This is a genomic window from Ochrobactrum sp. Q0168 (assembly GCF_016427605.1).
In the GTDB taxonomy this organism is placed as follows: Bacteria; Pseudomonadota; Alphaproteobacteria; order Rhizobiales; family Rhizobiaceae; genus Brucella.
The window spans coordinates 224411-245110 of record NZ_JAELXQ010000005.1 but is presented as its reverse complement, the minus strand read 5'-3'; the positions used below and the strand labels follow the sequence as shown (position 1 = coordinate 245110).

The following is a 20700-nucleotide window of genomic DNA, read 5'->3' as shown; positions in this document are numbered from 1 at the left end:
TGTGCAGAAAGTTTCTCCTATGACTGCCAAGAAGTCTGTAGATCAGGCCGATATTCGCCAGTTTCCGACGGCCAAAACCTTCACGCCGGACGAAGCTCCGGCGACAAACGATGCACCGCAGAACGAGAGAACGCAGCCCCATGCTGTACCCAATGCGCGTCCGCAGGAAACGCCGCATAAGGACACCGCGAAAGGTGGCGAGAAAAAGGGTTTTGGCAAACGCGTTGTGCTGCCGGGCGTTTTGATCGTCGCTGTGGCTGCGGGCCTTTGGTATGGCTATGATTATTGGACTGTTGGCCGCTTCATGGTTTCGACAGACGACGCCTATGTACAGGGCGATATCGCATCCATCGCGCCGAAGGTGACGGGCTATATCGACAATATTCCGGTCGTCGCAAACCAGCACATCAAGGCTGGCGATGTGATCTTCCAGCTTGATTCTGGCGACTATCAGATCGCCCTTGATGAAGCGGAAGCCAAGCTTTCCACCCAAAAGCAAACGCTGGCCCGCATCGTCGCGCAGACGACTGCTGCACAGGCAACCCAACAGCAGGCCGAAGCACAGAAACAGGCGGCGGTTGCCGTCCTGACAAATGCACAAGCCACCTTGACGCGCGTACAGAAACTGCACGACACGCGTTTTGTCGCGCAGGCCGATCTCGACACGGCCCAGTCGTCACTCGACCAGGCGCGCGCGAATGTCGCCAGCGCCGATGCGCAGATCGCTTCCGCCAAGGCGAATATCGATGTTCTCAACGCGCAGTATAAAGAAACGGACAGCGCCACGAAATCGCTAGAACTTGCTCGTGATAAAGCGGCCCGTGATTTGGCTTTCACGACATTACGCGCACCGTTCGATGGCGTGGTGGGCAATCTTTCCGGCAAGAAGGGCGACCTCGTATCCGCCGGTCAGAAGATCGCAGCACTTGTGCCGGTCGGTCAGCTCTATATCGACGCCAATTACAAGGAAACGCAGCTCGCCCATATCAAGACCGGTGAGACGGCGCATATCTATGTCGACGCCATCGATGGCGCCAAGTTTGACGGCAAGGTTGTTTCAGTCGCTCCGGCTTCGGGCGCGGTCTTCTCGCTTCTGCCGCCCGAAAACGCGACCGGCAACTTCACCAAGGTCGTGCAGCGCGTGCCGGTTCGTATCGCCATTCCGCAGGATGCGCTGGACTCTGGCAAAATCCGTGCCGGTCTGAGCGTTGTCGTGAACGTCGATACGCGTACTGCGCCTGAAGACAAGTCGAACTAACCGTTCGGCGATAGGACTGTCGCAAGAATAAGCAGCGGCGCGGCTTTTGTGTTCCGCGCCGTCTTTTCTTCCAGAGCGGTTCCTGTTTTACGGAATCGTCGGAACCGCTCTCTTTATTTTTACGCATTATCCAACGCAAAACCGCTTCGCACTTTTGCTGGAAATGCTTCATTCCGGAGTGCGCCGTCATGGCCGCAGACACCACGATGGGGGCTATGACCCCGGCAGATGACCGCATCGACCCCAAAAAGGCTATCGCCTTTCTGGCCATGGTCTTCGGCATGTTCATGGCGATCCTCGACATTCAGATCGTCTCGGCATCGCTGTCCGAAATTCAGGCAGGCCTGAGCGCCAGTTCCGACGAAATCTCGTGGGTACAGACATCCTATCTGATCGCGGAAGTCATCATGATCCCGCTGTCCGGCTTTCTCGGGCGGCTCTTGTCGACGCGCGTGCTGTTTACGCTTTCGGCGGCGGGCTTCACGCTCGCCAGCATGCTCTGCGCCACCGCGACGAATATCGATCAGATGATCGTCTATCGCGCCATTCAGGGCTTCATCGGCGGCGGCATGATCCCGAGTGTCTTCGCGGCCGCCTTCACCATCTTCCCGCCGTCCAAGCGTTCCATCGTCTCGCCGATGATCGGCCTCGTGGCGACGCTTGCGCCCACCATTGGCCCGACGGTCGGCGGCTATCTCAGCCACGCCTTTTCCTGGCACTGGCTGTTTCTGGTCAATGTCGGCCCCGGTATTCTGGTCACCATCGCCGCCTGGAACCTGATCGATTTCGACGAAGGCGACAGCTCGCTTCTCAGCAAGTTCGACTGGTGGGGTCTTCTCGGCATGGCAGCCTTCCTCGGCTCCATGGAATATGTGCTGGAAGAAGGCCCGCGTAATGACTGGTTGCAGGATGAAGCCATCCTGATTCTTTCCATCGTCATGACCGTCGGCGGTATCCTGTTCTTCTATCGCGCCTTCACGTCGGAAGAACCCATCGTGGATTTGCGCGCTTTCAAGAATGTCAATTTCGCGTTCGGCTCGCTGTTTTCCTTCGTCATGGGCGTCGGACTTTATGGCCTGACCTATCTCTATCCGCTCTATCTCGCCCGCGTGCGCGGCTATGATGCGTTGCAGATCGGCGAAGCGCTGTTCGTCAGCGGTCTTGCCATGTTCATGACCGCGCCGGTCGCGGGTTTCCTGTCCAGCCGCATGGACCCACGCCTGATGATGATGATCGGCTTCCTCGGCTTTGCCGCCGGAACGTGGATGGTCACCGGCCTGACCGCCGACTGGGATTTCTACGAATTGCTGATCCCGCAGATCCTGCGTGGCTGTTCGCTGATGCTCTGCATGGTGCCGATCAACAATCTGGCGCTGGGCACGCTGCCGCCTGCCCTGCTGAAGAACGCCTCCGGTCTCTTCAACCTGACGCGTAACCTGGGCGGCGCTGTGGGCCTTGCGGTCATCAACACCATTTTGACGCGCCGCGGTGACATGCATTATGACCGGCTTGCCGAACATGTGCGCTGGGGCAATGCGGAAGCCGAGAAAATGGTCGCCAACCTGACCGCGAAATACAATGCTGCGGGTCTCGACGGAGCGACCGTCGCAATTGCCAAATTGTCCGGCATGGTCCGGCGACAGGCGACGCTTCTGTCTTTCATCGACGTGTTCTTCATCCTGACGGTGATGTTCTGCGCGCTGGCGGTCTGCGCCATCCTGTTGCGCAAGCCAAAGCCGATGGCCGGCGGTGGCGGTGGCGGGCATTGATCCCTGAAAGCATCCTCCCAGGCTTTCAAACGAAACCTGAAAGGTTCATAAGCCTTTCGGGTTTTTTCGTTTGCGGGCAAGAAAAACAGGACCGCGCCGCGCGCAGGCAAATCCTTGTCGTAGCGGGAACAGCTTCCCTTCAAAATGTGACAACGGCGAAACGTCTGTCACATTTCTTGTCATAAAAATGGCCCTTCCCCACAGGGATGAATTGCTAAGCTACTGAAAACGTGTTTCACTTTCTGCTGTTGGCAATTTGTGACAAGCAGCAAACTGTCATCCAACCGTCATGTCGGGCGGGTAACGGGTAGGCGCAGGCTCCGGAATTGGCCGGGGGCTTTCGTCGACCTATATTAGGGGAGTCAAACAATGCTTAGCTATACAGCGCGTCTGCTGTCGCTTTCGACCGCTATCGCCGTTGCCGGAGTTTCCATCGCCGCTGCCGAGCCGTCAGCCGAATTGATCGCTGCAGCCAAGGCAGAGGGCGAACTGACCACCATCGCACTGCCGCACGACTGGTGCGGCTATGGCGAAATCATCAAGAGCTTCAAGGACAAGTATGGCCTCAAGGTCAACGAACTGAACCCGGACGCCGGTTCGGGCGATGAAGTCGAAGCCATCAAGGCCAACAAGGACAATAAGGGCCCGCAGGCTCCGGACGTGATCGACGTCGGCTTTGCTTTCGGCACCTCGGCCAAGAAAGACGGCCTGATCCAGCCTTATAAGGTTTCGACCTGGGACGAAATTCCCGATAGCGCCAAGGATGCCGAAGGCTACTGGTATGGCGACTATTACGGCGTTCTGGCCTTCGAAGTGAACAAGGACATCATCAAGGATGCGCCGCAGGATTGGGCTGACCTCCTGAAGAGCGATTATGCCAATGCCGTTTCGCTCGCTGGCGATCCGCGCGTTTCGGCACAGGCCATTCTCGGCGTTCACGCTGCCGGTATCGCAGCTGGCGCAGAGCCGGGCGAAGCCGCTGGCAAGAAGGGCCTGGAATTCTTCAAGGACCTGAATGCGAAAGGCAACTTCGTTCCGGTCATCGGCAAGGCCGCTTCGCTGGCGCAGGGCTCGACGCCAATCGTCATCCGCTGGGACTATAATGCGCTCGCCGACCGCGACACGCTGAAGGGCAACCCGGAAGTCGACACCATCATCCCGAAAACGGGTGTGATCGCCGGCGTCTATGTGCAGGCCATCAGCGCCTACGCACCACATCCAAACGCGGCCAAGCTCTGGATGGAACACATCTATTCGGATGAAGGCCAGATCGGCTATCTGAAGGGCTACTGCCACCCGATCCGCTTCAACGCGATGAGCAAGGCTGGCAAGATCCCGAAGGAACTGCTCGACAAGCTGCCGGACGCCGCCGCCTATGAAAAGGCAATCTTCCCGACCCTGGAACAGATTGACGCCGCGCAGGCAACGATCACCAAGGAATGGGACAGCGTCGTCGGCGCCAACGTCAAGTAAGCGACTTCGTTCGTTTTTGACGATGGACCTGTGAAAAAGGTGTTGGACCAGCCGGACGTTTCCGGTTGGTCCAATTCCGGTTTTCCCATTTTGTTGGCCTCTACTCGACGGATCTGTCGTGTATCTTGCCTGTTTTTGCATGCAGCGCGTGCGAAACGAACAGCCGAAGAAAGAGCGCATGAGTTCAGTAGCCGATACAGCAGCCCCAGCCAGTCCGGTCGGCAGCGTTCGCAAACGCCGACTACCGCTGACATGGCTTGGCGTGGCGCCGTTTTTCCTCTTTGCCATTCTCTTCCTGATCTGGCCGACGATGTATCTCATCATCGGCGCGTTTCAGGACCCGGCGGGCAATTTCACGCTCCAGAACATTCACGACCTGTTCCAGCCGCAAATCATGAGCGCCTACTGGATCTCGATCAAGGTCAGCCTTGCATCGGCCATTGGCGGCGCGATCATCGGCTTCTTTCTGGCCTGGGCCGTGGTGTTGGGCAATCTGCCGCCCTGGCTGCGCCCGACCGTTCTGACCTTCTCCGGCGTGGCGTCCAACTTTGCGGGCGTGCCGCTCGCCTTCGCCTTTCTGGCGACGCTGGGGCGCACCGGCTTCGTAACGATCCTGCTGCGCGAGTGGTTCGGCTTCAATCTCTATTCGACCGGCTTTAATCTCCTCAGCTTCTTCGGCCTGACGCTGACCTATCTCTTCTTCCAGATCCCGCTGATGGTGCTCATCCTGACGCCAGCGCTGGACGGTCTGAAGAAGGAATGGCGCGAGGCCTCCTCGATCCTCGGCGCAACCAATGCGCAATACTGGCGCATGGTGGCCTTCCCGATCCTCTGGCCAAGCCTGCTCGGCACGACGCTGCTGCTTTTCGCCAATGCGTTTGGCGCGATTGCAACCGCCTATGCGCTGACCGGCTCTTCGCTCAACATCGTGCCGATCCTGCTCTACGCGCAGATCCGCGGCGATGTTCTGCATAACCAGAATCTCGGCTATGCGCTGGCGCTCGGCATGATCGTCATCACCGGCATTTCCAACCTGATCTATATCTGGCTGCGTATCCGCGCCGAAAGGTGGCAGCGATGAAAGGCTCGACGGCTCAAAAGATCGGAGCATGGATCGCCTTTTTCATCGGCGCGGTCTATTTCCTCGTGCCGTTGGTCGGCACGTTCGAGTTTTCGCTGCGCATGCGGCGCGGCGAATATTCCTTCGACGCCTATCGTGTCGTCTTCACAGACCCGAACTTTCAGGCAACCTTCGGCTATTCAATCCTGCTGGGCATCCTGACCATCATCTTCGGTGTGCTGCTGGTTGTGCCGACCGCCTATTGGGTGCGCCTGCGCCTGCCGCAATTGCGCCCGGTGATGGAGTTCATCACGCTGATGCCGCTGGTCATCCCGGCCATCGTCATCGTGTTCGGCTATCTGCGCATCTACAACTCGTCTTCGTGGCTGCCGTTCACGGCATCGACGCGCGCAACCGACGTGCTTTTGATGTTCGGCTACATGACCTTGTCGCTGCCTTACATGTATCGCGCCGTCGATACCGCCATGCGCACCATTGATGTCCGCACGCTGACGGAAGCCGCCCAGAGCCTTGGCGCAAGCTGGCCCACCATCATGTTCAAGGTCATCTTCCCGAATGTGATTTCGGGCGTGATGAGCGGCGCTTTCATCACCTTTGCCATCGTCATCGGCGAGTTCACGCTGGCTTCGCTTTTGAACCGTCCGGCTTTCGGGCCTTATCTCCAGCTGGTCGGCGCCAACCGCGCTTACGAACCGTCCGCGCTGGCGATCATTTCGTTTGGCATTACGTGGCTGGCGATCATCATGTTGCAGCTCGTTTCGCGCCTCAATAAATTCAAGACAAACGCCGGGTAACCTTCATGGCTTTTCTCAATATTAAGAACCTGAAAAAGAGCTTCGGCGCCAATACCGTCGTCCACGACTTCAACCTCGCAGTGGAAAAGGGCGAATTCGTCTCCTTCCTCGGGCCGTCGGGCTGCGGCAAGACCACCGTGCTGCGCATGATCGCGGGTTTCGAAGACCCGGATAACGGTTCCATCGAGATCAATGGCACCGACGTGGTGGACCTCAAGCCGAACCAGCGCAATATCGGCATGGTGTTTCAGGCCTATGCGCTGTTCCCCAACATGACGGTTGCGCAGAACGTCTCGTTCGGCCTGCGCGTTGCGGGCAAGCCGAAGGCGGAAATCGACGCCACGGTGAAGGAAATGCTCGGCCTCATCCGGCTCGACCATCTGGCCGACCGCTATCCGTATCAGATGTCCGGCGGCCAGCAGCAGCGCGTGGCGCTGGCCCGCGCGCTCGCCACCAAGCCGCAGGTGCTGCTGCTCGATGAGCCTCTCTCGGCGCTTGATGCCAAGATCCGCATCAGCCTGCGTGAGGAAATCCGCACTATCCAGCAAAAGCTCGGCATCACCACGGTTTTCGTGACGCATGATCAGGAAGAAGCGCTGTCGATTTCCGACCGTATCGTGGTCATGCATGAAGGCCGCGCCGACCAGATCGGCTCGCCTTTCGACATCTACAACCGTCCTGCCTCGCGTTTTGTGGCCTCCTTCGTGGGCACGCTCAATATGCTGGAAGCTTCGGTCAGCGAACCGGAGAAGAACAGCATCGACCTCGACGGCCGCATGATCACCGTGCGCGACACGCTCGGCCATCATCCGAAGGGCAAGCCGGTGACGCTGGCGCTGCGCCCGGAAGCTGTCAGCCTCGAAGCGCGCAAGAGCCATGACACATCGCTGGATGCGACCATCGAAGATGTGCATTTTCTCGGTTCCGTTATCCGCACACGCGTCATGCTGGGCAAAAACCGCCTGTCCTTCGACACGTTCAACGATCCGACCCAGCCGCCGCCCCAGCGCGGCGACAAGGTGACCGTGCATTTCGCGGCACACGATCTTCTCGTGCTAGCGGACTGAACAATAAACCCCGCGCAAGCGGGGTTTTTGCATTCTGATTGCTATCATAACCTTTGGTGCTGCTGAGTGGCTTCAAGGGCCTGGAGCCTAGGGCTTAGCTTCGCCAAGCCCGCCGCGAATGCGCTTGACGACTGTCACTGCCAGAAGCAGGCACAGCAACGGCTGAACCCAGAAGGCCCAGCCCGGCAATCCGCCGTCAATGGCGATCCACGCGCCGAGAACCCCGAATACCACGGCGCGGTCGCTCTTGCCCATCGGCCCGTCATAGCGGCGGCTCGCGCCCAAAGAAGCGCCTGCGACACCGACGAACTCGGTTAGAACCGCCAGCAGGACGATGGCGAACATCCAACCGTCGGAGAATGGCGCGACAACAGCGAATGGCGCATAGAGTGCGGCATCGGAAACGACGTCGCCTACCTCGTTCAGATAAGCCCCGAGTATACTCTTCTGGTTGTGTTCCCGCGCCAGCATACCGTCCACCGCATTGAGCGCCATGCGCAGGAAAAGCCAGACCGGCACCAGCGCAAACCAGAGCGCACTGCCATTCCAGAAAAGCAGCCCGCCAAGTATGATCGACCCCAACGCCGCGCCTATCGTGACCTGATTGGCCGTTACTCCGGCACGGGCAAGTCGCACGACCAGAGGCCGCAGTAAATTCTGGAATTGTGACTTAAGCTGATAGACGGACATCGAGAATCTCTTGGGAAATGAACAATATCGGACAAACAGCTATTTGCGGTTCGCATTTGCTCGTTTATTCAAACATTCTACTGCACTCAATACTAATTGGGGTTAATTGCGTGCGGGTAGCTTGGAGCGCATCACGAAAAGTGTGAAACGGTTTTCGGAAAAGATGCGCGTTAAAATAGAGAATTAGAGCGCCGATCTGATCCAATCAGATCGAAAAGCGCTCTCGGCAATTGGGGAGGAACCGGATGAGCCAGCACGCTGAAATGCCGACGCACAAGACGGCACATCGCGAAGCGACTGAAGCCCAGTTTACAACCCATGACGGTACATCGCTGTTCTATCGTGTCTGGCCTGCTGCTTCCGCCAAGCCAAAGGGTGTGATCGTCCTATTGCATCGCGGCCATGAACATAGCGGACGTGTCGCGCATCTGGTCGATGAACTCGGCCTTGATGATTTCGCTTTCTATGCTTGGGATGCGCGCGGCCACGGAAAGTCCCCCGGCGAGCGCGGTTTCTCGCCGTCCTTCGGCGCGTCGATCCGCGATCTCGACAGCTTCGTCGCGCATATACGCGAAGAAACCGGCATGGCCATTGAAGACGTCGCGATTGTAGCGCAAAGCGTTGGCGCGGTGCTTGCCGCCGCATGGGTGCATGACTATGCGCCGAATATCCGCGCGCTGGTGCTGGCCTCGCCTGCTTTCGACATCAAGCTCTACGTGCCTTTCGCCAAGGAAGGCATTGCACTGTGGCAGAAGCTGAAGGGCACGTTCTACGTCAATTCCTACGTCAAGCCGCAGTTTTTGACCCATGATCCCGAGCGGATAGAATCCTATCGCACCGACCCGCTGATCACCCGCCCCATCGCCTCGCATATTCTGCTGCAACTTTATGAAGCGGCAAAGCGCGTGGTGGACGACGCGCGCGCCATCACCGTGCCGACGCAGCTTCTGATTTCCGGCAGCGATTTCGTGGTGCGCCCCACGCCACAGCATCGCTTCTTTGAAAATCTCGGCAGCCGCATCAAGGAGCGGCATGTGCTGAAGGGCTTCTATCACGACACGCTGGGCGAAAAGGACCGCAAGCAGGCTATCGACAAGATCAAGACCTTCATCGACCAGCGCTTTGCCGAAGAGCCGCAGCGCGCAGACCTGACCGAAGCGCATGTTGCGGGCTATACGCGCGACGAAGCCGACAGGCTTTCAAGCCCGTTGCCGCTGTTGTCACCGCGCGGGCTTTACTGGGCGTCGACCCGCTCATCCATCGCCTTCGGCGCGCTTTTCTCCGAAGGGCTGAAGGTGGGGCGGCGCACCGGTTTCGATTCCGGTTCCACGCTCGATTATGTCTATGAAAACGAAACGCGCGGGTTTGGCCCCGGCGGCAAACTGATCGACCGGCAGTTCCTCGACGCCATTGGCTGGCGCGGCATCCGCCAGCGCAAGGTGCATCTGGAAGAGCTGATCGGCAAGGCGCTGGCTCGTCTCAAAAGCGAAGGCCGCCCCACCAATATCCTCGATATTGCCTGCGGCCATGGTCGCTATGTGATAGATGCGGTGGCGCGTGCGGGCATCATGCCCGACAGCATTCATTTGCGCGATTATTCGCCGATCAATGTGGTTGCCGGGCGCAAGCTGATCGCCGATCGTGGGCTGCAAGCCATTGCCCGCATGGAAGAAGGCGACGCCTTCGATGCGGAAAGCCTCGCCAACCTCGACCCACGGCCAAATCTGGCTATCGTGTCGGGCCTCTATGAGCTTTTTGCCGACAATGCGCTGATTGATCGTTCGCTATCGGGACTGGCGCGGGCGCAAAAGCCCGGCTCATTGCTGATCTATACCAACCAGCCATGGCATCCGCAGCTTGAAATGATCGCCCGCGCGCTGACCTCCCATCGCGGCGGTGAAGCCTGGATCATGCGCCGCCGCACGCAGGGCGAAATGGACCAGCTTGTGGAGAAAGCCGGTTATCGCAAGCTGGAACAGCGCGTCGACCAATGGGGCATTTTCACCGTTTCAATCGCCGAGCGCATCGGAGAGCCGGAAGCGTGACAGCAGCATTGGGGGGAATCGACGGTTCACCACGGCGACCGGTTATCCGGCGCGCCGTTCTATGGCTGTTGTTTCTCGGTCCCTTTTTCTACCTGACCTATGGCACCGCCAACTGGCTCGCTTCGCTGCGCGGAGACGTTCCCAATCTGGCGCTTGGCTGGGAAAGCCATGTGCCGTTCATTGCATGGAGCATCGTGCCCTATTGGTCGGTCAACCTGTTCTATGCCATTGCGCTTTTCGTCAATGAAAGCCCCGAACAGGTGGATCGTCTGGCAAGGCGTTATCTGACGGCGCAGATCATCGCCATTATCTGCTTCGTCGCCTTTCCGCTGACCGCGACTTTTGTAAAGCCCGAGACCTCCGGCCTGCCGGGCTTCATGTTCGATGTGCTGGGCGGTTTCGATAAGCCGTTCAATCAGGCCCCTTCGCTGCATATCGCGCTGTTGATCGTCATCTGGGACCAGATGCGCCGCATCATGAGCAGCGGCGTCCGTATTGTCTGGCATATCTGGTGCCTGCTGATCGGCCTATCGGTGCTGACGACCTATCAGCACCATGCGGTCGATATTCCGGCGGGTGCATTGCTTGGCTTTTTCGTGCTCTGGCTGTTTCCGCGCACAGGCCCATCGCCGCTTGCCGGGTTTCATCTGACAGACAACCCGAAAGCGCGGCGTCTCGGCAGTTATTATCTGGCGGGCGCGCTTTTGTTGCTGGCGCTTGGCATTCATGGTCTCAGTCTGACCGGCTATGCGATTTTCTGGTTCTGGCCAGCCCTTGCTCTCGCCATCGTTGCGGCAGGCTATTTCGGTGCCGGTCCAGAGGTTTTCCAGAAACGGACCGACGGAACCGTCAGCCTTGCAAGCCGCTGGCTGCTCGCGCCGTATCGGCTGTTTGCACGGCTCAATATCCGTTTCTGGACGCGTAAATTGGCGCCTTATGTCGCCGTGACCGACACTGTGTTTCTCGGTCGCTTCCCGTCGAAGAGCGAAGCCCGCGCCTTCACAACCGTCATCGACTTGACTGCCGAACTGGTCGCGCCGCGTGGTGTGGAAGACTGGAAAAGCTTCGGCTCCATGGACCTGCTGCCGCCATCGCCGGAAAAGGTTCGGCTTGCAGCCGATGCTGTCGAGGCCGCCCGTCATACAGGCCCGGTCCTGATCTGCTGTGCGCTTGGTTTTCAGCGAAGCGCAACCGTCGCTATCGACTGGCTGGTGCAATCTGGACAGGCGACCAGCGCCCGTGAGGCCGAAAACCTCATCCGCGCCAAGGGCTGGCCGCTCCGCCTGCACTCGCATGAGGTGCCGGAATGACCTCTCCAGCCGCCCATGTCGCCAAAGCCCTGCGCAGCCGCGCCTTTATCGGGCTTGGCGTAGCGATTGTTCTGATCGGTGTCGCGCCGTTTGTGCGCGCGCAGCACGACCTTGCCTTCTGGCTGTTCTGGCCGGCGCTGCTGGCAAGCACCCTGATTGCGCTTGGCATTGCCGCGCATCTTCTGTTCGACGCCGCCTTGTTTCGGATGATCGCCGCTGGTGACGATGAAAAGGCAGCCCTTGTCGAAGTCGATTCCATTCTCGATCGAATGGGCCTGCGTGCAAAACAACCGACCCTGCGCCCGCTCTGCGACCGCATTGCGGGATCGCGCCGGGTTGCCCGCCGTCTCTGTCTTTTTCTCGGACTGGCTATTGTCCTGTTCGGCCTGCTGGCGCTTTTGCCGCCGGGCGCGGAGTTCTGACATGCGCACCATCATTCGCCATCAGGTCCAATCATTGTTCGGCTCATTGCTCGCCATCCTGTCACGGGGCATCACCGGCGTGCGTCCGATCTGGAGCGGCACGGGGCCATCGCGCAACCAGCGCATCTATTATGCCAACCACACCAGCCATGGCGATTTCATCCTGCTCGCCTCCTGTCTCAATCAGGAAGAACGGGCGCGCACCCGCGCCGTGGCGGGCGCGGACTATTGGCGCGCCAATCGCGTGCGGCAATTCATGGCGGAAGTGCTGCTGCGCACGGTTCTGGTTGAACGCAACTGGGTAGAGCGCACGCAGGACCCGATGGAAGTGATGCTGACCGCGCTGGCCGATGGGCATTCGCTGATCATCTTCCCGGAAGGGACCCGCAACATGACGGACGAGCCGCTGCTGCGTTTCCGCTCCGGTCTCTACAATCTCGCGCTGGCACGGCCCGATGTCGAACTCATCCCTTGCTGGATCGAGAACATGTCGCGCGTGTTGCCGAAAGGCGCCGCCCTACCGGTGCCATTGCTGTGCCGCGTCGTGTTCGGTGCGCCGGTGCAACTTGGCGACGGCGAGGGCCGCAAGGAATTTCTGACGCGAGCCCGCCAGCAACTTCTCGATATACAGCCCATAAACGGGAACCGCCCATGAGCGAAACCACCCAATTATTCATCGGCCTCATGGGCGTTCTGGGAACGGCGAGCCTCGTCGCCGCCATTTTGTCCTGGCGCGCGCCGAAGCCGCTTTCATCCACACTGGTCAACCTCAATGCCCGCATCAAGGCCTGGTGGATCATGGTCGCGGCCCTGTGCATCGCCTTCCTGTTCGGCAAAGGCGGCGTGATCATTCTGTTCGCGCTCGTCTCCTTCGCATCGCTGCGCGAATATGTGACGCTGACCCAGACCCGCCGCAGCGACCACCGCATCCTGCTCGGCATGTTTCTGCTGGTCATTCCGGTGCAATATTATCTGATCTGGATCGAATGGTATGGGCTCTATTCGATCTTCATCCCGGTCTATTGCTTCCTCGCCATGCCGGTGCTGACCGCGCTTTCCGGCGATACATCGCGCTTTCTCGAACGCATCAGCGAACAGCAATGGGGCATCATGCTGTCGGTCTATTGCATCAGCCATGTTCCGGCGCTGATGACGCTGGATATCCCCGGCTATGACAGCGAAAAACTGCTGCTGATCGCATTTCTGGTTGCGACGGTGCAGGGCAGCGACGTGCTGCAATATGTGTTCGGCAAACTGTTCGGCAAGCATCGCATCGCGCCGAATATTTCGCCCTCCAAAACCTGGGAAGGCTTTGTCGGCGGTGTGGCCAGTGCATCGCTGCTGGGCGCAGGACTTGCCTGGCTTACGCCTTTCTCACCGCTTCAGGCGGGTGCACTGGCGGCGGTCTCTTGCGTCATGGGCTTTTTTGGTGGGCTGGTGGCTTCGGCCATCAAGCGCGACCGGGGCGTCAAGGATTGGGGCCATATGATCGAAGGCCATGGCGGCATGCTCGACCGCGCCGATAGCCTGGTCTTTTCAGCGCCAGTGTTCTTCCACTTCGTACGTTATTTCTGGACGTAACTCACGCTAAGCAGATTGCCGGCTCAGCCATTCGTTGAGCTCCGCTTCCGCGCGCTCCAGCGCGCTGTAATTCAACAATTTGCGCAACAGCGCCACGGTCACGGCGCGGGCGCGAAAATTAAACCGTCCCTCGTCGGTATCGCTTTTTTCCTGATAGACGCCGAGCTTTTCATAAAGCTGCTGCAGGCGGTTCTGCACGCTGCGCAGCGACAGATTGCGGCGGCGCGCAATCACCTTGTCCGTCAGGCCGAGCGCGATATCGATCAGGATTTCATATTCGCTCTCGGTGAAGCCACTGGCATGGCTGAGGCTCTTCTGCTGCAGGCCGCGCACTTCCCGGTCGACGACGCATTGCGCCTCGACGAAAATACTGCGCAGCGCCAGCCGTAGCTTGTCGTCGGAAGCCGATTTCAGCACATAGCCATAGGCCGCACCTTCCGGCACGATGCGCGACACGCCGCGCACATAGGCCTCATCGGCATAGTTCGACCAGAACAGGATGCGGGTTTCGGGATTTTCCTTCCAGATGGTACGCGCCGCCTCGATACCGTTGCGACCGTTCATCTGCAAATCCATCACGATATGCGCGTCGCGATGCTGGCGCGCCAGCTTCTCGCCCGCCGTTCCGTTTCCAGCCTCGAATATATCGCTGCATTCCGGCAGTGCCGCGCGCACCGCCTCGCCCAGATAAGTGCGATGCAGCGGGTCATCCTCAACGATCAGAACCTGCATCACTCTCTCCATTCATCGGTTTGCACATTTCCGGTGGCAAAAGCACCGTTACACTGGTTCCCGGGCCTGTAGCATTTTTTCGGATGGCGAAACCTGCTGAAATCAGCCGCGCGCGAGTGCGCATATTGTCGATGCCGTGACCCAATGTGAGTTCAGGCGTTAGTGCCGATACCGATCCGGGGCGCTGGACCGACCGGTCGGTGCCGATGCCATTATCGATCACTTCCACCAGAAGCCGCCCGCCCCGGTCGCTCAGCTTCACCCGCAATTCGCTGGCATGGGCATGACGGATGACATTGTTGATCGCCTCCTGAACGATGCGAAACAGCGATGTTGCAACCGTTTCTTCCAGCCGGTCGGCCATGCCGTCGCTCTGGTCGTCCAGCGTCCATTCAATCGCCGCATCGCTGTCGCGCACCGAACGGTCGAGATGGTTTTCCGTGGCCTGCACGAAACCGAACAGCTGGAGAATGGAGGGCTTCGCCTCCTCGATGATTTGCCGCAGATCGCGCATGCAATGCTGGAGGCCGCGAAACAACGGCTCAAGCTGTTCGCCGGAAAGATCCGGTGCGCGGGTGAGCCGCTCGACGTGGCGGGCAAGCCGGGTGAGATCGGCCAGCGTCTGGTCGTGCAGATCCATGCCGATGCGGTGCCGTTCGGTTTCCAGCGCCTCGGTCAGTTTCAGCGCGCCGGATCGCAAGCCCTCCTCGCGGGCGCGGGCTTCCGCTTCCACGATGGCAGAGCGCTTGGCCTGCTCGGCGGCACGGATGGCGAAAAAATAAGGTGCCAGAAGATCGGCAATCGACTGCGCATTCTCTACATCGCGCATGGAATAGCAGGCAGGCGTCAAGCTGGAGCAGCTCAACGCGCCGATAATATCGCCCTGCGCCTTGAGCGGAACATGGACGCGACCCTTGAGATCGTGCTCGATGATCGGGCTGGAGAAGGAACCTTCGAAATGAAAGCGCGGATCGGTGCGCGCATCGTCAGTCAGGAGGTAGCCCGCCTCCCCGGAGAGCAGACTACGGATCGGACTGCCGGACAGAAGCGCTGGCGGATTGCGGCTCCAGGCGGTCGCTATACCGGCCTCATAGGCAATGTGGAACTTGCCATCCAGCATCTTGATGCAGACGTCGAGATGGTCATAAGGCAGGATGCAGGCGATCTCTGCCGCCACCGCCTGAATGATGGAATCGAAATCGAGCTGCCCCGCCAGAAGCCGGGAAATATTCAGATAGTGATCCAGAAGGCTTTCGGCCTGCCGGTGATCGTGCTTGCTATCCTGCTGTCTGGGCGCGAGTTCGGCCAAGCGTTTCTCCTCCAAACGCAAGTTACGCTCATCTTTATGAGACTTAGAGCCTGAATCAAAAAACGACATGTGTGTGCGAAAATGGTGATTTTCGAGTACCGGAGCGGAGCGTACTTTTGGGTCCGTGAGCACCGGAAGCCTCGCATAATCCCGAAAAGTTGCAGACTTTTCGGTTCAGATTATGCGAATGCAATTCTCAAATTGCCATTTGCAGCCACACAGGGCGACTTTTGGAACAGGCTCCTATAATACGACGCGCCCTCCTTGGCGCGTCTTGCGGGAAACCGCAATTTTGCTGCGGAAACCCGCAGCTCAGTTGCTGCATTCGGCCTTCACAGACCGCGCCGCTTCTTTCATCTTCGCTTCACCAGAAAATTGCCCGCAAGACAAGAGTGGAAATCACGTCAATTGCGGTTGGTGCCGTTGAGGAGCGGCGGTGCGGGAGGTTTCGCACCATACTCAATTTCAACGAACCGAAGCGCCGGGGCGCTGCGGGGCGGAATATTTGCAACCGGGAGGAAAGAATGAAGCTTGGGAAAATCCTTTTTGCGTCTGCTGCATTGGCAGGCGTTCTTGCGGCGGGCAGCGCGCTCGCCGACACTTCATCGAAGAAGATTGCATTCTCGAACAACTATGCAGGCAATTCCTGGCGTCAGGCCATGCTGCAAAGCTGGGACAAGATCACCAAGGAAGCCGTGAAGGCTGGCGTGGTGGCTGCCGCAGACCCGTTCACGACCGCTGAAAATCAGGCGACGGAACAGGCAGCCCAGATCCAGAACATGATCCTGCAGGGCTATGACGCCATCGTCATCAACGCCGCTTCGCCGACCGCCCTGAACGGCGCCGTCAAGGAAGCCTGCGACGCGGGCATCACCGTCGTTTCCTTCGACGGCATCGTGACCGAGCCTTGCGCATGGCGCATCGCGGTCGATTTCAAGGCGATGGGCGAAGGCCAGATCGATTATCTCGCAAAGCGTTACCCGGATGGCGGCAACCTGCTTGAAATCCGCGGCCTCGCCGGTGTTTCGGTCGATGACAATATTCATGCCGGTATCGAAGAAGGCGTGAAGAAGCATCCGAAGTTCAAGATCGTCGGTTCCGTCAACGGTGACTGGGCTGCCGACGTTGCGCAGCGCGCCGTCGCTGGCATCCTGCCGAGCCTGCCGAAAATCGATGCGGTCGTAACGCAGGGCGGCGACGGTTATGGCGCGGCACAGGCTTTTGCTGCCGCCAAGCGCGAAACGCCAACCATCATCATGGGCAACCGTGAAGACGAGCTGCAGTGGTGGAAGCAGCAGAAAGACGCCAATGGCTATGAAACCATGTCGGTTTCGATTGCACCGGGCGTGTCCACGCTGGCTTTCTGGGTCGCGCAGCAGATTCTCGACGGCAAGGATGTGAAGAAGGACCTCGTGGTTCCGTTCCTCAGCGTCAGCCAGGAATCGCTCGACAAGGATCTTGCCAACACCCAGAAGGGTGGTGTCGCCAATGTCGAATATTCGCTGGAAGACGCGCAGAAGGTCATCGACGCCGCGAAATAAAGCGCATCCCGAAAAGTGTGAAACGGTTTTCGGAAAAGATGCGCGTTATAAAAAACGGTTAGAGCGCCGATCTGATCCAATCAGATCGGCGCTCTAAGCGGATCGTCCTGCAACATGAGGGGCGAGCTCATCCTCGCCCCTTCTTTGTCCCTTACTTTGACGCCTTTCCGACAGCCCGCGCCCTTTGCTGGCTTCGCCGGAAACGTCCAATCGTTAGTTGAGTGTATGACAGAAACAGCTGAGAAACAGGAGGTCGTCGCCGCGCGCAATATTCGCGTGCAGTTCGGTGCGGTAAAAGCACTGGATGGCGCTGAACTCGTGATCCGCGAAGGCGAATGCGTGGGGCTGGTCGGCCATAATGGCGCTGGCAAATCCACCATCGTCAATGTCATCAATGGCGGGCTTTCCCCGCATGAGGGCAGCATTTCCTATCACGGCGAACCAGCGCCCGGCCGGGAAAACGGCGTGGCGATGGCGCGCAAGCACGGCGTGCGCTGCGTGTTTCAGGAATTGTCGCTGTTTCCAAACCTCACCATTGCCGAAAATGTCCGCATCATGCAGCGCGACCTCACCGGCGCGAACTGGCGCGGTAAGGCCGTCGAACTGATCGCCAAGAAGCTTGACGAGATTTTCCCCGGTCACAAGATCGACTGCTCTGCCACCATTGACGAGCTTTCCATCGCCGAACGGCAGATGGTGGAAATCGCCATCAACTTCACCGCGCCCGGCACCGCGCCCAAGCTCGTCATTCTGGACGAACCGACCTCCTCGCTCGACGCTGGCATTGCCGCGCAGCTGATGGCCTATGTGCGCCGTTTCGTCGGCACCGGCGGCTCCGTCATCCTGATTTCGCACATGCTGGGCGAAATTCTCACGACCTCTGACCGCATCGTCGTGATGAAGGACGGCAAGGTGGTCGCCAATCGCGCGGCAAAGGATTTCACCAATCGCAGCCTCGTCGAAGCCATGGGCAGCGTCGAGCGCGAAAAGACCGCGCGCCGCGTTGCAAAGACCGATGCGAGCGGCACGCCCGTTCTGTCATTCGCCAAGCGCGCCAGCGACATCAAGCCGTTTCAGGCGTTCAAGGGAGAAGTCATCGGCCTCGCGGGTCTTGCCGGACACGGACAGACCAGGATGCTGCTCGACCTTTATTATGCGCGGCGGCCGAACTGGGTTCCGGCCCGCAATTGCGAAATCGCCTTCGTGGCGGGCGACCGCAGCCTCAACGGCACTTTCCCGCTGTGGAGCATTCTGCACAATCTCACTATCGGCTCGCTGGACCGGCTGTCGTCGGCAAAGCTCGTTGACCAGAAACGCGAAGACGCGCTTGGCAGCCAGTGGAAAGACCGCATCCAGATCCGCACGCCGGATATGGGCAACCGCATCCTGTCCCTATCGGGCGGCAACCAGCAGAAGGTGCTTTTTGCCCGCGCGCTGGCGACCAGCGCCAATGCCATTTTGATGGACGACCCGATGCGCGGCGTCGATGTCGGCACCAAGCAGGAAGTCTATGAAATCCTGCGTCATGAGGCCGAAAACGGACGCACCTTCGTCTGGTACTCCACCGAAATGGATGAAATCGAACTTTGTGACCGTGTCTATGTTTTCCGCGACGGTGCCATCGTCGCGGAACTGACCGGCGAAGACATTACGGAAAAGAACGTGCTTGCAGCATCCTTTGAGGGAGGTCACGAATAATGCGCCTTTCCTCTTCCTCCATCCGCCTGCTGACGCCGGTATTCTCGCTGGTGCTGCTCCTCGCCGCCGTCTTCTACATGCAGCCGCGCGCCATGAGCTATACGGGGCTGAACCTGCTGTTCAATCTGGCAGTGCCCATCGCGCTCGCGACCATTGCGCAGATGCTGATCATGGCCGTCAACGATCTCGACCTTTCGATGGGAACCTTTGTGAGCTTCGTCGTCTGCGTTGCGGCGACCTGGCTTAACACGGCTCCCCTCATCGGTGTGCTGATCCTCGCAGCCGCAATTGCAGCTTACGCGGCGCTGGGCGCGATCATCCATCTGCGCAATCTGCCTTCCATCGTCGTCACGCTCGGCATGAGCTTCGTCTGGGGCGGCTTCGCCGTGCTGCTGTTGCCCTCGCCCGGCGGACAGGCCCCGGATTGGGCACGCTCCCTCATGACGGCAAAGCCGCCTTTCTTGCCCATGGCGATCGCCGCCAGCATCGTGATTGCCATCGTCACGCATTTCATCGTCATGCGCTCGACTTTCGGCGTGCTGATGCGCGGTGCGGGCGGCAATACGCGCTCCATCGTGCGCGCCGGCTGGTCGGTTACCGCCATCCGCGCTGCGACCTATGCGCTGGCCGCCTTCTTCGCCGTGCTGGCCGGGATTGCGCTTGTCGGCCTCACCACCTCGGCGGATGCCAATATCGCGTTACGTTATACGCTTCTGTCCATCGCGGGCGTCATTCTGGGCGGCGGTGAATTCGTCGGCGGGCGCGTCTCGCCCATCGGCGCCGTCATCGGCGCGCTGACGCTAACCCTTGCGGGCTCGTTCCTCTCCTTCATGCGCATTTCGCCGGACTGGCAGATCGGCGCACAGGGCGGCATTCTCATTGTGGTGCTGGCATTGCGCCTCTTCCTCAATCGCCTCGAAAAGAGGGAGAAAAAGCAATGAACGCCATGTCTGTTCTCACCAGCCGTCCGTGGATATGGTCGTTTATCGCGACCGCCGCGGTGTGGATCATTACCATCCTCTTCACCGGAGGTGCCGGCGCGCACGGGCTTTCCCATGCAGCCTTCACCTTCGCATCCTTTTCGGTGATCGTCGGGCTTGGCCAGATGTTCGTCATCACGCTCGGACCCGGCAATATCGACCTTTCGGTCCCGGCCAACATGACGCTCGCCGCCACGCTGGCGCTGAAGCTCATGGATACGCAGGACGGCATGGTGCTGGCAGGGCTTGCCGTCGCGCTGCTGATCGGCCTTGCCATCGGCATCTGCAACTACGCGCTGATCAAGCTTCTGCGCATTCCGCCCATCATCGCCACTTTGTCGATGAGCTTCCTGATCCAGTCTACCGCCATCTGGAGCAATCGCGGCCTGCGCGTGAAACCGCCGGAAAGCCTTGCGCAGTTCACCACATCCTCCACGCTCGGCATTCCCAATGTCGCCATCGTGGCGCTGATCCTGTCGCTGATCGGCTGGGTGCTTTTGAAAAAGAGCATCTATGGGCGCTGGATTTCGGCAATCGGCCAGAACCCCTTCGCAGCCCGCATGGCAGGCGTTCCGGTCGATGGCACACGCTTCGTCACCTATCTGCTCTGCGCGGTGCTGGCTTCGCTCTGCGGCTTCCTGCTTGCCTGTTTCTCGGGCGGCGCGGCGCTGAACATGGGCGCGGAATATTTGCTGATGTCGATTGCGGTCGTCATCATCGGCGGTACGGCGGTTGCGGGCGGCGATTCCAACATCCCCGGTATTTGGGGTGCCGCGCTCTTCATGTTCCTCATAGTCTCGATGCTCAACACCTACGGCTTTGGCGCCGGTGTTCGCCTCGTGCTGACTGGCCTCACCATCATCGCGGTGATCTTCCTCGCCAGCAGCCGCCGGGCAGAGCGATAAAATTTCTCGGAGTATTTTCCTTGTCTCAGACTGTTTCGATCTACG

General features: G+C 59.4%; 18 protein-coding genes. 15 read left to right on the top strand and 3 right to left on the bottom strand.

The features are described from left to right. Window positions 1–19: 19 nt before the first annotated feature. From JAU75_RS12145 to JAU75_RS12115, 6 genes are all read left to right on the top strand, one after another. The gene (locus tag JAU75_RS12145; protein WP_199056769.1) at window positions 20–1258 is read left to right on the top strand and encodes an HlyD family secretion protein; all 1239 of its coding nucleotides are present in this window, start codon (window positions 20–22) and stop codon (window positions 1256–1258) included. 188 nt (window positions 1259–1446) lie between these two features. Then, entirely contained in the window at window positions 1447–3027 is a 1581-nt protein-coding gene (locus tag JAU75_RS12135) for a DHA2 family efflux MFS transporter permease subunit (protein ID WP_199056768.1), read from the top strand. 369 nt (window positions 3028–3396) lie between these two features. Further along, window positions 3397–4500 (top strand): ABC transporter substrate-binding protein, encoded by a 1104-nt coding sequence (locus JAU75_RS12130; protein WP_199056767.1) that lies wholly within the window; start codon window positions 3397–3399, stop codon window positions 4498–4500. Between the two features lie 178 nt (window positions 4501–4678). Beyond that, window positions 4679–5581, top strand: coding sequence for an ABC transporter permease subunit (locus JAU75_RS12125; RefSeq protein WP_199056766.1), 903 nt, complete (start codon window positions 4679–4681; stop codon window positions 5579–5581). Further along, window positions 5578–6375 (top strand): ABC transporter permease, encoded by a 798-nt coding sequence (locus JAU75_RS12120; protein ID WP_199056765.1) that lies wholly within the window; start codon window positions 5578–5580, stop codon window positions 6373–6375. The genes JAU75_RS12125 and JAU75_RS12120 overlap by 4 nt, the downstream gene beginning before the upstream one ends. 5 nt (window positions 6376–6380) lie before the next feature. Beyond that, window positions 6381–7442 (top strand): ABC transporter ATP-binding protein, encoded by a 1062-nt coding sequence (locus JAU75_RS12115; protein WP_199056764.1) that lies wholly within the window; start codon window positions 6381–6383, stop codon window positions 7440–7442. An 87-nt stretch (window positions 7443–7529) separates the two neighbouring features. On the opposite strand, the gene JAU75_RS12110 is transcribed toward JAU75_RS12115, so the two are convergent. Continuing rightward, on the bottom strand, window positions 7530–8132 hold the full coding sequence (locus JAU75_RS12110) for a CDP-alcohol phosphatidyltransferase family protein (protein WP_199056763.1): 603 nt from the start codon (window positions 8130–8132) through the stop codon (window positions 7530–7532). Between the two features lie 263 nt (window positions 8133–8395). Between JAU75_RS12110 and JAU75_RS12105 the strand changes: the two genes are divergently transcribed. From JAU75_RS12105 to JAU75_RS12085, 5 genes are read left to right on the top strand one after another with little or no spacing between them, the layout of a single operon-like run. Next, a complete protein-coding gene (locus tag JAU75_RS12105) occupies window positions 8396–10177 on the top strand; it encodes a bifunctional alpha/beta hydrolase/class I SAM-dependent methyltransferase (RefSeq protein WP_371836166.1) in 1782 nt (593 codons plus the stop codon). Next, on the top strand, window positions 10174–11487 hold the full coding sequence (locus JAU75_RS12100) for a phosphatase PAP2/dual specificity phosphatase family protein (RefSeq protein WP_371836163.1): 1314 nt from the start codon (window positions 10174–10176) through the stop codon (window positions 11485–11487). The genes JAU75_RS12105 and JAU75_RS12100 overlap by 4 nt, the downstream gene beginning before the upstream one ends. Continuing rightward, on the top strand, window positions 11484–11909 hold the full coding sequence (locus JAU75_RS12095) for a hypothetical protein (protein WP_199056760.1): 426 nt from the start codon (window positions 11484–11486) through the stop codon (window positions 11907–11909). The genes JAU75_RS12100 and JAU75_RS12095 overlap by 4 nt, the downstream gene beginning before the upstream one ends. Before the next feature lies 1 nt (window position 11910). Then, window positions 11911–12564, top strand: a complete 654-nt coding sequence (locus tag JAU75_RS12090; RefSeq protein WP_199056759.1) for a lysophospholipid acyltransferase family protein — start codon at window positions 11911–11913, stop codon at window positions 12562–12564. Continuing rightward, the gene (locus JAU75_RS12085; RefSeq protein WP_199056758.1) at window positions 12561–13490 is read left to right on the top strand and encodes a phosphatidate cytidylyltransferase; all 930 of its coding nucleotides are present in this window, start codon (window positions 12561–12563) and stop codon (window positions 13488–13490) included. Before JAU75_RS12090 ends, JAU75_RS12085 begins: the two co-directional genes overlap by 4 nt. 6 nt (window positions 13491–13496) lie before the next feature. On the opposite strand, the gene JAU75_RS12080 is transcribed toward JAU75_RS12085, so the two are convergent. Beyond that, window positions 13497–14222, bottom strand: a complete 726-nt coding sequence (locus JAU75_RS12080; protein ID WP_199056757.1) for a response regulator transcription factor — start codon at window positions 14220–14222, stop codon at window positions 13497–13499. Beyond that, complete coding sequence (locus tag JAU75_RS12075; protein ID WP_371836162.1) at window positions 14203–15531, bottom strand: GAF domain-containing sensor histidine kinase; 1329 nt, start codon at window positions 15529–15531, stop codon at window positions 14203–14205. Before JAU75_RS12075 ends, JAU75_RS12080 begins: the two co-directional genes overlap by 20 nt. A gap of 524 nt (window positions 15532–16055) precedes the next feature. Between JAU75_RS12075 and JAU75_RS12070 the strand changes: the two genes are divergently transcribed. The 4 genes from JAU75_RS12070 (at window position 16056) to JAU75_RS12055 (ending at window position 20655) form a co-directional block, all read left to right on the top strand. Continuing rightward, window positions 16056–17072 carry an ABC transporter substrate-binding protein gene (locus JAU75_RS12070; RefSeq protein WP_199056755.1) on the top strand — a complete coding sequence of 339 codons (1017 nt, stop codon included), beginning with the start codon at window positions 16056–16058 and terminating at the stop codon, window positions 17070–17072. 225 nt (window positions 17073–17297) lie between these two features. Then, entirely contained in the window at window positions 17298–18770 is a 1473-nt protein-coding gene (locus JAU75_RS12065) for a sugar ABC transporter ATP-binding protein (RefSeq protein WP_199056754.1), read from the top strand. Next, window positions 18770–19711: an ABC transporter permease gene (locus JAU75_RS12060; RefSeq protein ID WP_199056753.1), complete on the top strand. Its 942-nt coding sequence runs from the start codon at window positions 18770–18772 to the stop codon at window positions 19709–19711. The genes JAU75_RS12065 and JAU75_RS12060 overlap by 1 nt, the downstream gene beginning before the upstream one ends. Then, window positions 19708–20655 (top strand): ABC transporter permease, encoded by a 948-nt coding sequence (locus tag JAU75_RS12055; RefSeq protein WP_199056752.1) that lies wholly within the window; start codon window positions 19708–19710, stop codon window positions 20653–20655. The genes JAU75_RS12060 and JAU75_RS12055 overlap by 4 nt, the downstream gene beginning before the upstream one ends. Window positions 20656–20700: the final 45 nt, after the last annotated feature.

What these genes read in the sequence shown, in the direction of transcription:
- JAU75_RS12060 (WP_199056753.1), top strand. Translation starts at nt 18,770, where the DNA reads ATGCGCCTTTCCTCTTCCTCCATCCGCCTGCTGACGCCGGTATTCTCG.
- JAU75_RS12110 (WP_199056763.1), bottom strand. Translation starts at nt 8,132, where the DNA reads ATGTCCGTCTATCAGCTTAAGTCACAATTCCAGAATTTACTGCGGCCT.
- JAU75_RS12055 (WP_199056752.1), top strand. Translation starts at nt 19,708, where the DNA reads ATGAACGCCATGTCTGTTCTCACCAGCCGTCCGTGGATATGGTCGTTT.
- JAU75_RS12120 (WP_199056765.1), top strand. Translation starts at nt 5,578, where the DNA reads ATGAAAGGCTCGACGGCTCAAAAGATCGGAGCATGGATCGCCTTTTTC.
- JAU75_RS12125 (WP_199056766.1), top strand. Translation starts at nt 4,679, where the DNA reads ATGAGTTCAGTAGCCGATACAGCAGCCCCAGCCAGTCCGGTCGGCAGC.
- JAU75_RS12105 (WP_371836166.1), top strand. Translation starts at nt 8,396, where the DNA reads ATGCCGACGCACAAGACGGCACATCGCGAAGCGACTGAAGCCCAGTTT.
- JAU75_RS12090 (WP_199056759.1), top strand. Translation starts at nt 11,911, where the DNA reads ATGCGCACCATCATTCGCCATCAGGTCCAATCATTGTTCGGCTCATTG.
- JAU75_RS12135 (WP_199056768.1), top strand. Translation starts at nt 1,447, where the DNA reads ATGGCCGCAGACACCACGATGGGGGCTATGACCCCGGCAGATGACCGC.
- JAU75_RS12065 (WP_199056754.1), top strand. Translation starts at nt 17,298, where the DNA reads ATGACAGAAACAGCTGAGAAACAGGAGGTCGTCGCCGCGCGCAATATT.
- JAU75_RS12070 (WP_199056755.1), top strand. Translation starts at nt 16,056, where the DNA reads ATGAAGCTTGGGAAAATCCTTTTTGCGTCTGCTGCATTGGCAGGCGTT.
- JAU75_RS12085 (WP_199056758.1), top strand. Translation starts at nt 12,561, where the DNA reads ATGAGCGAAACCACCCAATTATTCATCGGCCTCATGGGCGTTCTGGGA.
- JAU75_RS12095 (WP_199056760.1), top strand. Translation starts at nt 11,484, where the DNA reads ATGACCTCTCCAGCCGCCCATGTCGCCAAAGCCCTGCGCAGCCGCGCC.
- JAU75_RS12145 (WP_199056769.1), top strand. Translation starts at nt 20, where the DNA reads ATGACTGCCAAGAAGTCTGTAGATCAGGCCGATATTCGCCAGTTTCCG.
- JAU75_RS12115 (WP_199056764.1), top strand. Translation starts at nt 6,381, where the DNA reads ATGGCTTTTCTCAATATTAAGAACCTGAAAAAGAGCTTCGGCGCCAAT.
- JAU75_RS12080 (WP_199056757.1), bottom strand. Translation starts at nt 14,222, where the DNA reads ATGCAGGTTCTGATCGTTGAGGATGACCCGCTGCATCGCACTTATCTG.
- JAU75_RS12130 (WP_199056767.1), top strand. Translation starts at nt 3,397, where the DNA reads ATGCTTAGCTATACAGCGCGTCTGCTGTCGCTTTCGACCGCTATCGCC.